The organism is Kitasatospora sp. NPDC056783, from assembly GCF_042789895.1.
Taxonomy (GTDB): domain Bacteria; phylum Actinomycetota; class Actinomycetes; order Streptomycetales; family Streptomycetaceae; genus Kitasatospora.
Genome location: NZ_JBHUAF010000111.1, coordinates 10189 through 21999, shown reverse-complemented (window position 1 = coordinate 21999; position 11811 = coordinate 10189). Strand labels below are relative to the sequence as shown.

Below are 11811 nucleotides of genomic sequence, written 5' to 3'. Positions count from 1 at the left end.
CCGCCCCCATCCCGTCGGGGGAACGACGCGCCCGCGGCCGCCGCGTGAGGGCGGCCGCGGGCGTCTGACGGCTCGGCGCGAGCCCCTCTCAGGGGTGCGGCGCTCCGCTCGTCACCAGCTCCGGACCTGCCGGATGATCCGCCGCTTCAGCCGGACCGTCCGGCTGCCGTCGGGGAACAGCCGCAGCCGGTCGAGCTCCCAGTGCCCGTACTCGGCGTGCTCGGTGAGCAGTTGGCGCGCCGCGTTGCGCGTGGTGCCGCGCGGCATGCGCAGGGACTGGTACTCGTACTCCGGCTGCCGGACCGGCTTCCGTGGGGTCAAAACGCTCCTCCTGGGGATCACCTTCGGGCAAGCCTACGGCCTGCCCCGGACAGCGGACCCGGATATTTCCGGCCGTGCTCCGGTGTGGCATCGGCGGCCCGCCGGGGGTGCGGCCCGGGCATTCGACTGACAGCGCGTCAGCCCTGTTGCCGCTGTGGAGGGGATACCCCGATCCCGGCGCGCTCAGCCGCACCCGGACGGCCCCGTCGGGCCCGGCGCGCGCCCCTGGCGCCCCCTTCGCGCCGGTGTCAGGGGAGGACGAAGTGGCATGGATCGGACATCAGGGGGGAAGTTGCGGTGAAATCGCGGGTGTAGGTGACAACCGCTGTGCGTACCGACACTGCGGGGAGATAGCGTCTGCACCATGTCTGATGCCGCGCAGCCCACCATTGCCGAGGTACGCGCCGCCGCTGAGGCGGTCAAGGCCGCCATCGACCGTCATCTGGAAGCGGTGTCAAGCCCCAACGCAGCTGATGATCCCGCCGTGTCCGCCGCCTACGAGCAGCTCGCGACGGCGGCCATCGCCTACGACCAGCTCCTGTACGAGGCCTACGACGAGGTCACGCCCTTCGAGATCCCCGGGGACGAGGGCCCCGGGGGGTACCACGGCCCCGAACAGCCCGAGGCGATCAGCGTGTTGATCCGCCGCGACTACCACGTCGTCGACCCCAAGCGGCTGCGTGCCCAGGCCGAGCGGCTGGACGAGTCGCTCACCCCGGGCGGCTCCGGCGCGGGCGAGGTGAACGCCGCGATCGGCGTGCTGTTCGGCGAGTACGAGCCGGACGAGATCGCCGCCCGCAGCGAGGAGTTCGGCCTGGAGGAGGGCGACTCCACGCTCTGGGTCGCCGCCGCCGAGCCGACCGAGCCGGGCGAGTGGCTGCCGGAACCCTTCGAGCACGCCGACCCGCAGCTGCTGATCTGCCGGTTCGACGTGAGCGAGGTCTACGACGACGAGGACCTGGACGACTGAAGGCGTCCAGGACGTGAGGCGGTTCGGAACGCGAGGCCGTTCGGAACGCCGACGGGCGGGCCCGGGATCACCGGGGCCCGCCCGTCGTGTTGTCGCGGCCGGTCACCTCGTGGAACGGGGCCGGCCGCGCCGGCCGGTCAGTACGCCGGGGCGGCGTCCTCGGTGAGGATCGCCCGCAGCCGGGTGGTGCGCGGCTGAGCCGGGCGGTCGGCGACGGCCTGGGCGAGCGCAGGGCCCGCCGCGTGCACCACGGACAGGTGCCGCTCGGCACGGCCGAACGCGGTGTAGACCCACTGCCGGGTGAGCGCCGGGGCGGCGTCCTCCGGGAGCACCACGACCGCACCCGGCCAGCGCCGGCCGAGTGCCTGGTGGACGGTCAGCGCCCAGCCGTGCCGCAGCCGGGAGGCCTCGGCGGGAGGGACGGTCCGGCGCGAGCCGTCCGGGTACTCCAGGTGCAGGCCGGTGGCGTCACCGTCCAGCACCCGGGCCGGGCGGGTGATGCCGGGTGCGGGGGAGTCGACCACCCGGTCGCCCGGGTCGAAGCCGCCGAACCGGCCGGGGCCGGGGTTGAGCCGGGCCTTGGCGGCGGCGTTGAGCGCCCGGGTGCCGGCCGGGCCGCCGTGGCCCGGGGTGAGCAGCACCACCTGTTCGACCGGGATGCCGAGCGCGCGCGGGATGGAGTCGGTGAGCAGCTGGATGGCGCGGTGGACGGCCTCGCCGCCGTCCTTGGCGGTCAGGATGACCACCTCCTTGTCCGGCGCCTCGACCGGCTGGAGCTCGCCGACGCCGACGCCGGAGACCAGTTCGCCGATCGGACCGAAGTCCGGGGTGCGGGAGGCGACCGCCGGGCAGGCCTTGGCGGCCAGCAGGTCGGCGAAGAACCGGCCGGGGCCGGCCGACCAGAGCTGGCCCGGATCGCCGCTGAGCACCAGCCGGGTGCCGTCGGCGAGCGACTCCAGGACGGTGGCGGCGAGTTCGACGTCCAGCAGCGGGGCGTCCAGCACGACCAGCAGGTCCAGGGCGAGGGTGCCGTCCGGGGCGCGGCCGGGGCCGGCGGCGCCGGAGAGCAGCTCGGCCAGGGTGACCACGGCGCTCCGCTCCCCGTCGGCAGCCCCGGAGAGTGCGGCGAGGGCGTCCCGGCCCTGGTCGGTCCAGGTGGCGGCCCAGGCACGCAGCCCGAGGCCCCGGGCTGCGGTGACGAGCGCGGCCGGCTCGGCGCGGGCCGCCTCGCCTCCGGTGTGCAGCACCAGGGCGTGCTCGGCGACGGCCTTGATCAGGGCGGTCGCGGAGGAGGACGAGGCGGCCTCGGCGGCGGCGGCCCAGGCGGCCGGTCCGGGGGCGGCGGGGGCCTGCTCGGAGGCGGCCTCGGGTTCCGCACCGTCCGCGTTCTCGTCCGCGTTCTCGTCCGCGTTCGGGTCCGCGTTCTCGGCGGTGTCCTCGGTCGTGTCCTCAGCCGCGTCATCGCCCGGCACGAAGGTGGCCATCAGCTGGAGCAGCTTCTCGGTGAGGCTGACCTCCGCCATGCCCAGGCCTTCCAGCGCGAGCAGCGTCCGGGTGGGGGCCTCGTCCTCCTCCGCGCCGTCGCCCGCCGCGTGCGCCTCGGCACCGGTCAGCTCCTCCTGGAAGGTCAGCACCCGCCCGTTCTCGACCGCGGACTCGATGGCGGCGGCCGGTTCCGGCATCCGGAGCCGGCCGAGCCCGGCCACCACCTCCGTCAGCTCCAGGGCGGAGTGCCCGCGCAGCGCCGCCTGCTCAAGCAGCCAGAGCACCATGGCCTGGCCACGGCGCCCATCGCTCGGCGCGGCGCCGGGGCCGAGCAGCTTCCGGGCGAAGCCGTCCGCGTGCTCGGGCCGGACGCCGGGCAGGCCCAGCACCGCCCAGGGGTCCTCGCGCAGCCGCCCGGCGGCCTCCTCGCCGAACGCGGCCACGGCGGCCGGCGCCAGCTCGGCCGGGGCGCCGCCGGCGGTCAGCACCTCGGCGGTGGCGCGGAGCGCCTCGCCGCGCTGCCGGTCGGAGACCGCCGGGGCCGGAGTCGCGGGAGCGGCAGGGGCAACAGGAGCCGCGGGAGCCACCGGAGCGGCAGGAGCCACCGGAGCCGCCGGCTCCGGCGCCTCGGGCTCCGGAGCCTCCGCCGTCGGGGGTTCCGTCGCTGCGGCCTCCGTTGCCGCGGCCTCCGCCGCCGACGGCTCCAGCATCGAGGCCTCCGCCCGTGCGGCACCCGACCGCGCGGCATTCGCCGCGGCGTCCTCCGGCTGCATGCCCCGGATCCGCTGGGCCAGCTCCGCGAACTTCGCCGCCTTCTCCGCCGGGGTCAGCTGGGCCCCCTTGGTCACCTCCGGAGCGTCGTTCCCCGTGTCAGTCATCGTCGTCCGCTCCAAGGTCACTCCACCGCACGTTCTGTTCGACAACCCGGGCCAGGGGTCACAGCTCGGTCCACCCCTGGTCCGGGTAGCGGTGCACCGGCGACGAGATGTCGTCCAGCGCACCACGGATCTCATCCGGAAGCGTAAGCGCCTCCACCGACAGCGCCGCCTGGAGCTGGCTCGGTGTCCGGGCTCCGACCAGCGCGCTCGCCACCCCGGGCCGGTCCCGCACCCAGGCCAGCGCGACCGCCAGCGGGCTGCTGGCGAGCCCGTCGGCGGCGGTGGCGAGGGCGTCCACGATCCGCCGGGAACGCTCCCCGAGGTACGGCTGGACGTACCCGGTCAGGTACGGCGAGGCCCCGCGCGAGTCCTGCGGGATGCCGTGGCGGTACTTGCCGGTGAGCACCCCGCGTCCGAGCGGGGAGCCGGCCAGCACCCCGACCCCGGCGTCCAGGGCGGCGGGCAGCGCCTCCCGCTCGACGCCGCGCTGGAGCAGCGAGTACTCCAGCTGCGCCCCCGCCAGCGGCACCCGCCCGTGGTGGGCGCGTTGCCAGGTGGCGGCCCGGGCGAGCTGCCAGCCGCTGAAGTCGCAGACCCCGACGTAACGGGCGCGTCCGGAGGTGACGGCGATGTCGAGGGCGCTGAGCGTCTCCTCGACGGGGGTCGCGGGGTCGAAGGAGTGGACCTGCCACAGGTCGACGTGGTCGGTGCCGAGCCGGCGCAGCGAGGCGTCCAGGGCGGCGAGCAGGTGGCCGCGGGAGCCGTCGAAGCGGCGGGCGGACTCCGGGACGCTGCCGGCCTTGGTGGCGATCAGGAGCTCGGAGCGGGGGATCAGGCTGTCGGTGAGCCGGGAGATCAGGTACTCGGCGCCGCCGTCCGCGTACACGTCGGCGGTGTCGATCAGGTTGCCGCCGGCGTCGACGAACTCCTTGAGCTGCTCGGCGGCCTCGGGCTCGTCGGTGTCGCGGCCCCAGGTCATGGTGCCGAGGCCGAGCCGGGAGACCTGTAGGCCGGTGCGGCCGAGGTGACGCTTTTCCATCGGACGGGCCCTCCACTGGCCGCTGCTCCCGGGAGCCCGGGCAGCCCTGTAAACGCGCAGGTGGGGAGAGTGCTCCCCACCTCGGCTGAGCGTAGCGGCCGGTGCCCGGGCAGGGGTGGAGACCCGCAGAACGATCATCGCGGCGGTGCGCCGCCGGCCCGTGCGGCGGAGCCGGCGGGGCGGGTGGGCCCGGCGCGGCCGGGGGGACTGGTGGAAGCGGCGGAAGCGGAGCGGCGAAAGCCGGGCCGGTGTGACCCAGCCCACCGCTACCCGCCAGTAGCATGACCGGCGCCGGCGCGGTTACCCTCACGGCAACCCCAACCCACTGGAAGGTGCGGCAGATGCGACTCGGGATCAACCTCGGCTACTGGGGACTCGGCATGGACGCCGACAACATCGCCGTGGCCCAGGAGGCGGACCGGCTCGGCTACGCGGTCTGCTGGGCGGCGGAGGCGTACGGCTCGGACGCCGCGACCGTGCTCAGCTTCGTCGCCGCGAAGACCGAACGGATCGACGTCGGCTCGGCCATCTTCCAGATCCCGGCCCGCACCCCGGCGATGACCGCGATGACCGCCGCGACCCTGGACACCCTCTCCGGCGGCCGGTTCCGGCTCGGCCTCGGCGTCTCCGGCCCCCAGGTGTCCGAGGGCTGGTACGGCGTGAAGTTCGACAAGCCGCTCGCCCGCACCCGCGAGTACGTGGAGATCATCCGCAAGGCGATGTCCCGCGAGCGCCTGGTGCACGAGGGCGCGCACTGGACGCTGCCATTGCCCGGCGGCCCCGGCAAGCCGATCAAGCTCACCGTGCACCCGGTGCGCGAGCACATCCCGCTGTACATCGCCGCGATCGGCCCGAAGAACCTGGAGCTGACCGGTGAGATCGCCGACGGCTGGCTCGGCATCTTCTTCTCGCCCGAGCACGCCGCGCTCTCGCTGGACCCGCTGACGGCCGGCCGGGCCAAGACCGGGAGGACCCTGGAGGGCTTCGACCTCTGCCCGACGGTGAACCTCGCGGTCGGCGAGGACGTCAAGGCCGGGGTCGACGCGCTGCGCTCGTACGCCGCCCTGTACATCGGCGGGATGGGGAGCAAGGAGAAGAACTTCTACAACCAGCTCGCCCGGCGGATGGGCTACGAGCAGGCCGCCGACGAGGTCCAGGAGAAGTACCTGGCCAAGGACTACGCCGGCGCCGCGGCCGCCGTCCCGCACGACCTGATCGACGCCACCTCGCTGATCGGCGACACCGCCCGGATCGCCGACCGGATGCAGGCCTACGCCGAGGCGGGCGTCAGCACGCTCACGCTGGCCCCGGCCGGGTTCTCCCTGGACGAGCGGATCCAGGCGCTGCGCACCGGCGTCGCGGCGCTGGAGCGCGCGGGCCTGGCGTGACCGGACCGGCCCGACGCGGCCGGACCCGCCCAATCGGACCCGCCCAATCGGACCGGCTCAACCGGACCCGCACGGCCGGACGGCGGGTCCGGTGAGCGGCACTACAGCCAGTCGTGCCGCTTGAACACCCGGTGCAGCACCACGCAGACCACGGCCATCAGCGCCAGCACCGCCGGATACCCCCAGGGCTGGCGCAGCTCGGGCATGTCCTCGAAGTTCATCCCGTAGACGCCCGCGATCATCGTCGGCACGGCGGCCAGCGCCGCCCAGGCCGAGATCTTCCGCATGTCGTTGTTCTGCTGCACGCTGACCTGCGCCAGGTTGGCGCTGAGGATGTCGGACAGCAGCCGGTCCATGCCGTCCACCTGGTCGTTCACCCGGGCCACGTGGTCGGCGACGTCGCGCAGGTAGGGCGCGCTCTCGGGGCGGACGAAGCGGGCGCCCCGCTCCAGGGCGAGCATCGGTTCCAGCAGCGGGCCGGTGGCCCGGCGCACGGACATCACCTGGCGCTTGTAGCCGTAGATCCGGCCGGCGGTGTCGCTGCCGACCCGGCCGGGGGAGAAGATGTCGGTCTCCAGCTCGTCCAGGTCGGTCTGGAGCGCGGCGGCCACCTCGACGTAGCCGTCCACGACTGTGTCGCAGACCGAGTGCAGCACCGAACTGGGGCCGTAGCGCAGCAGTTCCGGGTCCTGCTCCAGGGTGGCCCGCAGGCCGCTGAGCGGGCTGTCCTCGCCGTGCCGGACGGTCATCACGAAGTCCGGGCCGAGGAAGACCATCACCTCGCCGATGGTGACGACGTGGGAACCTGGGTGGTAGCCGACGGTCTTCAGAGCGACGAACAGCGAGCCCTGGTAGGCCTCGACCTTGGGGCGCTGGTGGGCGCTGACGGCGTCCTCGACGGCCAGCGGGTGCAGCGCGAACTCCTTGCCGACGCTGCCGAGTTCCTCGGAGGTGGGCTCGAAGAGGCCTATCCAGACGAAGCCGTTCGGACCGGCCGCGCGGGCGGCGGCGAGCGCGCCGGCCAGGTCCTCGGGGGCCTCGATCCGGCGGCCTTCGTGGTAGGCGGCGCAGTGGACGATCATGCGGGCCATTGTCACCCGGGAGGGGCCGTGGGACACGGATCCGGGCCAACTCGGGCCCACCGGACGGGACGGCGGGGCCGGGGCCGGTGACGAGTGCGGCCCGGACCGAGGACGGCGGAGCCGGGGGCCGGACGGAACCGGGCCCGCGCCCGGCCCCGGAGGCCGTAGGCTGGCCCCATGCCCACCCTGCTGCTCGTCCGTCACGGCCGCTCCACCGCGAACACCGCCGGAATCCTGGCCGGTTGGACCCCCGGCGTGGACCTCGACGACACCGGACGCGGCCAGGCCGCCGCGCTGGCCGGCCGACTGGCCGGCATCCCGCTGGTCCAGGCCGTCAGCAGCCCGCTGGAGCGCTGCCGCCAGACCCTGGAGCCGCTGCTGGCGGTCCGGCCCGAGCTGGGCGCGCCGGCCGAGGACGAGCGGCTGGGGGAGTGCCACTACGGCGAGTGGACCGGCCGTCCGCTGGCCGAGCTGGCCAAGGAGCCGCTCTGGCGCACCGTGCAGGACCACGCCGCCGCGGCCGCCTTCCCCGGTGGGGAGTCGCTGCGGGCGCTGAGCCACCGCACCGTGGACGCGGTGCGCGAGTGGAACCAGAAGATCGCCGCCGAGCACGGCGAGGACGCGGTCTGGATCGCCTGCTCGCACGGGGACGTGATCAAGGCCGTGGTGGCCGACGCGCTCGGGCTGCACCTGGACCACTTCCAGCGGATCAGCGTGGAGCCCTGTTCGGTCACCGCGATCCGCTACACCCCGCAGCGGCCCTTCGTGCTGAGGATGGGCGACACCGGCGACCTCTCCTCGCTCGCCCCCCGGCCCGGTCCGGCCCCGGCCGGCGACGCGGTGGTGGGCGGCACCGCCTGACCCTCCGCGCCGACGGGCCGTCCGGGGAGGCACCGTCCGTGCGGCACCGGCAGGTTCCCCGGGTGCCACCCCGCCCGCGGCCGTCGGCTCGGTTCCCCGGCCGGAGCCCGGAGGTCGTAGGGTGACTGATGAGTCCATCCGGCCGCGACCCGCCCCCGGCGGAGCCGCGCCGACCGACATGATCCGGAGCGAGAGCGTGCCCCGTCAGGTCTACTTCTACGACCAGCCCGAACGGTTCGTGGCCGGCACCGTCGGCCAGCCCGGCGCCCGGGCGTTCTACCTGCAGGCCAGCGCCCGGGGCCGGATCACCAGCGTGCTGCTGGAGAAGACCCAGGTCGCGGCGCTCGCCGAGCGCATCGAGGAGGTCCTGGACGAGGCGCTGCGGCGCAGCGGCGGCGACGCCGAGATCCCGGCCGCCGCCCCGAAGGACCTGCTCGACACCGCCCCGCTGGACCTCCCGCTGGAGCAGGAGTTCCGGGTCGGCACCATGGCCCTGGCCTGGGACAGCGTGGACGGCCGCCTGGTGGTCGAGGCCCAGGCGCTGGTGGAGGACGAGGAGGAGGACGCCGAGGAGGCGGTCTTCACCGACGACGACACCGGCCCGGACATGCTGCGGGTGCGGCTGACCGGCGCGATGGCCCGGGTCTTCGCCAAGCGCGCGTTGGACCTGGTCGCGGCGGGCCGCAAGCCCTGTCCGTTCTGCAACCTGCCGCTCGACCCGGAGGGGCACCTGTGCCCGCGCGCGAACGGCTACCGGCGCTGAACACCGACACCCCGCCGCAGGCCGATCCGGCGGCCGCCGCCGCGCTGGCCGCCGACGTGCCCACCGCCCTCGCGCTGCTGCGCCAGGGCGAGCTGACCGTGCACGGGCGGCTCACCGACGCCTCCAACGCCGCGCTGTACTGCACGGTGGCGCACGGCTCGCTGAGCGCGCAGGCCGTCTACAAGCCGGTGGCCGGTGAGCGCCCGCTGTGGGACTTCCCGGACGGTACGCTGGCCGGCCGCGAGGTCGCCGCGTACGAGGTGTCCGCCGCGACCGGCTGGGGGCTGGTGCCGCCGACCGTGCTGCGCGAGGGCCCGCACGGGCCCGGCATGGTGCAGCTGTGGGTCGAGCCGGACCCGGGCGCCGAGCCGCTGCTGGCCCTCCAGGACCCGCGCGGCCCGGAGGCGGGGTGGCTGCCGATCGTCCGGGCCGAGGTCGAGGGCGGGCGGACGGCCCTGCTGGTGCACCACGACGACCGGCGGCTGCGCCGGCTCGCGGTGCTGGACGCGGTGCTCAACAACGCCGACCGCAAGGGCGGTCACCTGATCCCGGCCGCCGACGGCCGGGTGTACGGCATCGACCACGGGGTCACCTTCAACACCGAGGACAAGCTGCGCACCCTGCTCTGGGGCTGGGCCGGCGACCCGCTGACCGCCGAGGCGCTGGAGGTGCTGGCCCGGCTGGCCGAGCAGTTGGACGGTGAGCTCGCCGAGCGCCTCGCCCCGCACCTGACGGCGGCCGAACTGGACGCAGCCCGGGCCCGGGTGGCCGAGCTGCGCGGTTCCGGACGGCACCCGCTGCCGCCCGAGGACTGGCCCGCGATCCCCTGGCCGCCGGTGTAGGGACCCCGCGGGTGCGGGGGCCCTCCGGCCGGTCGTTCCCGGGTGTGCGGGCCGGTCGACGGGACGGGCCCGCGCCCCCGGCCACGCCGGTGGTCTGGACCGATACTCGAAATCGGCGGCAGATGGTCTGGACCTGTCCCCGGAACAGGTCGCACACTGCTCCGATGGATGTGCGACGGACCACCCCCGCCCCCCGAACCACGCCGGACCTGCCGTTGCACCGGTTACAGGTCCCGCTGCCCCACCTGCTCCCCTTCGCCGTCGGAAGCTTCGACGCGATCGGCCCGCTCTCCCGGGCCGGCTTCCCCCACCGCCACTCGTTCTACGAGATCGTCCACGTCACCGGCGGCCACGGCGCCCACGTCCTGGACCTCGTCCACCGGCCGCTGGCACCACCGCAGTTGTGCGTGATCACGCCGGGCCAGGTGCACTACTGGGCGGACACCGAGGAACTGGCCGGCCGGGTCGTCCTGTTCAACGAGGACTTCCTGCTCGGACACCCCCAGGACCTCGCCGCCCTGCGGGCCCTGGCCACCCGGCCCGCCATCGCGCTCGGCGACCAGGCCGACGCGATCTCGGGGCTGCTCGCCGACATGGAGTACGAGTACGCGACCAGGGCGTCCGGCTACCAGGGCGTGCTGCGGGCCAGCCTGCACATCCTGATCGTCCGGGCGCTGCGGGCCTGTACACCGGCGGACCGTCCGTCGGTGCCCGGCCGGCCGGCCGAAGTGGCCGCCGCCTTCACCCGGTTGATCGCCCGGCCGGGCGGGGTGCGACACTCGGTGGCCTCCACCGCGCAGGAACTCGGCGTCTCCCCGGGGCACTTGCAGACCCTGGTGAAGCAGGCCACCGGCCGTACCCCGGGCGGACTGATCCGGCGTCAGCAGACGCTGGAAGCCAAACGTCTCCTGGCCTGCACAGATCTGACGATCCGTCAGGTTTCCAAGGAGGCGGGCTTCGTCGACCCGGCGTACTTCTGCCGGTTCTTCCGCAGGGAGACCGGGATGACTCCGGGGGAGTTCCGGGCCCGGGTCGACGGAAATCACCACGATCCCCGGATCATGTCCATCGCGGTCGCGCCGGACGGCCCGTAACTTTGCTGCTGGCCACCGGTGGCCGGTCCGGCGCGCGCGGACGGGCGGCCGGTCCGGCCCTTGTCATGCCCCCACCATGGCAAGGGCCGCCCCCACCCCTCCGCCTCACGATAAGGAGACGGCGCATGTCCACGTCCGACGGCATGATCAGCCGAAAGACCGTCCTGAAGGCTGCCGCCGCACTAGGCGCCGCCCCGCTGCTGGTCGGCGGTGGAGTCGCACTGGCCCGGGACCAGATCGACAGCGGGCAGCCGCTCGGCCTCACCCCCGAGTGCCACGACGGCGACGCCCCCACCGTCGAGCAGATCGAGGGCCCGTACTTCAAGCCCAACTCCCCGCTGCGCAGCTCGATGGTCAACGACGGCCCCGGCACCCACCTGGTGGTCAGCGGCTACGTCTTCGGCCGTGCCTGCCAACCCATCTCCGGCGTGCTGCTGGACTTCTGGCAGGCCGACAACGGCGGCAACTACGACAACGTCACCTACACCTTCCGCGGCCACCAGTTCACCGACGCCAACGGCGCGTACAAGCTGGACACCATCGTGCCCGGCCTCTACCCGGGCCGCACCCGGCACCTGCACGTCAAGCTGCAGGCCCCGGGCCGCCAGATCGTCACCACCCAGCTGTACTTCCCGAACGAGCCGCGCAACAGCACGGACAGCATCTACGACGCCCGGCTGCTGATGAACGTCCGGCAGAACGGCAACACCCGCGAGGCGAGCTTCGACTTCGTGCTGAACGTCGCGCAGACCCCCGGCACGCCCAGCCCGACGCCCACCCCGACGGCCACCCCCACCGGCGGCCCCAGCACCCCGCCGCCGAGCGGCACCTGGGCCGCGGGCACCTCGTACAACGCGGGCGACCGCGTGACCTACAACGGCGTCTCCTACACCTGCCTCCAGGCGCACACCGCCATGGCCGGCTGGGAGCCGCCGAACGTGCCGGCCCTCTGGCAGCGGTCGTAGCGGCTCCGACCGCTCCCCCGGGGGAGCCGGGGGGCCGGGGGGGGGGGGGGGCGCCCCGGCGGGCCTCCGCGGTGGGGACCCGGGCGAGACGCCCGCCCAACCAGTCGTGTTTGAGCGCCGCCC

The 11811-nt window shown here is 74.6% G+C and carries 11 protein-coding genes; 7 read left to right on the top strand and 4 right to left on the bottom strand.

All coding sequences use genetic code 11. The annotated features are described in order from the left end of the window. Nucleotides 1-111: 111 nt before the first annotated feature. Nucleotides 112-321, bottom strand: coding sequence for a DUF5703 family protein (locus tag ACFRMQ_RS18135; protein WP_224285495.1), 210 nt, complete (start codon nucleotides 319-321; stop codon nucleotides 112-114). Between the two features lie 364 nt (nucleotides 322-685). On the opposite strand from ACFRMQ_RS18135, the gene ACFRMQ_RS18130 reads away from it, so the two are divergent. Further along, complete coding sequence (locus ACFRMQ_RS18130) at nucleotides 686-1291, top strand: hypothetical protein (protein WP_380699076.1); 606 nt, start codon at nucleotides 686-688, stop codon at nucleotides 1289-1291. 137 nt (nucleotides 1292-1428) lie between these two features. On the opposite strand, the gene ACFRMQ_RS18125 is transcribed toward ACFRMQ_RS18130, so the two are convergent. Both ACFRMQ_RS18125 and ACFRMQ_RS18120 read right to left on the bottom strand, forming a co-directional pair. Continuing rightward, nucleotides 1429-3654, bottom strand: a complete 2226-nt coding sequence (locus ACFRMQ_RS18125) for a helix-hairpin-helix domain-containing protein (protein WP_380731460.1) — start codon at nucleotides 3652-3654, stop codon at nucleotides 1429-1431. Between the two features lie 58 nt (nucleotides 3655-3712). Then, nucleotides 3713-4693: an aldo/keto reductase gene (locus ACFRMQ_RS18120; RefSeq protein ID WP_380731459.1), complete on the bottom strand. Its 981-nt coding sequence runs from the start codon at nucleotides 4691-4693 to the stop codon at nucleotides 3713-3715. A gap of 341 nt (nucleotides 4694-5034) precedes the next feature. Between ACFRMQ_RS18120 and ACFRMQ_RS18115 the strand changes: the two genes are divergently transcribed. Beyond that, nucleotides 5035-6081 carry an LLM class F420-dependent oxidoreductase gene (locus tag ACFRMQ_RS18115; protein WP_380731458.1) on the top strand — a complete coding sequence of 349 codons (1047 nt, stop codon included), beginning with the start codon at nucleotides 5035-5037 and terminating at the stop codon, nucleotides 6079-6081. Between the two features lie 101 nt (nucleotides 6082-6182). Here the strand turns inward: ACFRMQ_RS18115 and ACFRMQ_RS18110 are convergent, their stop codons facing one another. Continuing rightward, entirely contained in the window at nucleotides 6183-7163 is a 981-nt protein-coding gene (locus tag ACFRMQ_RS18110) for a magnesium and cobalt transport protein CorA (protein WP_380731457.1), read from the bottom strand. Between the two features lie 177 nt (nucleotides 7164-7340). Here ACFRMQ_RS18110 and ACFRMQ_RS18105 point away from each other — a divergent pair, with 177 nt between their 5' ends. The 5 genes from ACFRMQ_RS18105 to ACFRMQ_RS18085 all read left to right on the top strand — a co-directional run bounded on the left by ACFRMQ_RS18105 (nucleotide 7341) and on the right by ACFRMQ_RS18085 (nucleotide 11688). Continuing rightward, nucleotides 7341-8024 (top strand): histidine phosphatase family protein, encoded by a 684-nt coding sequence (locus ACFRMQ_RS18105; protein WP_380731456.1) that lies wholly within the window; start codon nucleotides 7341-7343, stop codon nucleotides 8022-8024. A gap of 196 nt (nucleotides 8025-8220) precedes the next feature. Next, nucleotides 8221-8787 (top strand): DUF3090 domain-containing protein, encoded by a 567-nt coding sequence (locus ACFRMQ_RS18100; protein WP_380731462.1) that lies wholly within the window; start codon nucleotides 8221-8223, stop codon nucleotides 8785-8787. Between the two features lie 44 nt (nucleotides 8788-8831). Continuing rightward, nucleotides 8832-9629 (top strand): SCO1664 family protein, encoded by a 798-nt coding sequence (locus tag ACFRMQ_RS18095; RefSeq protein WP_380731461.1) that lies wholly within the window; start codon nucleotides 8832-8834, stop codon nucleotides 9627-9629. Nucleotides 9630-9793: 164 nt separating this feature from the next. Beyond that, nucleotides 9794-10723, top strand: coding sequence for an AraC family transcriptional regulator (locus tag ACFRMQ_RS18090; RefSeq protein WP_380731455.1), 930 nt, complete (start codon nucleotides 9794-9796; stop codon nucleotides 10721-10723). Between the two features lie 125 nt (nucleotides 10724-10848). Beyond that, complete coding sequence (locus ACFRMQ_RS18085) at nucleotides 10849-11688, top strand: carbohydrate-binding protein (RefSeq protein WP_380731454.1); 840 nt, start codon at nucleotides 10849-10851, stop codon at nucleotides 11686-11688. Nucleotides 11689-11811 lie beyond the last annotated feature (123 nt).

Coding starts and splice junctions, on each gene's coding strand:
- ACFRMQ_RS18085 (WP_380731454.1), top strand. CDS start 10,849: ATGTCCACGTCCGACGGCATGATCAGCCGAAAGACCGTCCTGAAGGCT.
- ACFRMQ_RS18105 (WP_380731456.1), top strand. CDS start 7,341: ATGCCCACCCTGCTGCTCGTCCGTCACGGCCGCTCCACCGCGAACACC.
- ACFRMQ_RS18110 (WP_380731457.1), bottom strand. CDS start 7,163: ATGATCGTCCACTGCGCCGCCTACCACGAAGGCCGCCGGATCGAGGCC.
- ACFRMQ_RS18125 (WP_380731460.1), bottom strand. CDS start 3,654: ATGACTGACACGGGGAACGACGCTCCGGAGGTGACCAAGGGGGCCCAG.
- ACFRMQ_RS18120 (WP_380731459.1), bottom strand. CDS start 4,693: ATGGAAAAGCGTCACCTCGGCCGCACCGGCCTACAGGTCTCCCGGCTC.
- ACFRMQ_RS18130 (WP_380699076.1), top strand. CDS start 686: ATGTCTGATGCCGCGCAGCCCACCATTGCCGAGGTACGCGCCGCCGCT.
- ACFRMQ_RS18090 (WP_380731455.1), top strand. CDS start 9,794: ATGGATGTGCGACGGACCACCCCCGCCCCCCGAACCACGCCGGACCTG.
- ACFRMQ_RS18115 (WP_380731458.1), top strand. CDS start 5,035: ATGCGACTCGGGATCAACCTCGGCTACTGGGGACTCGGCATGGACGCC.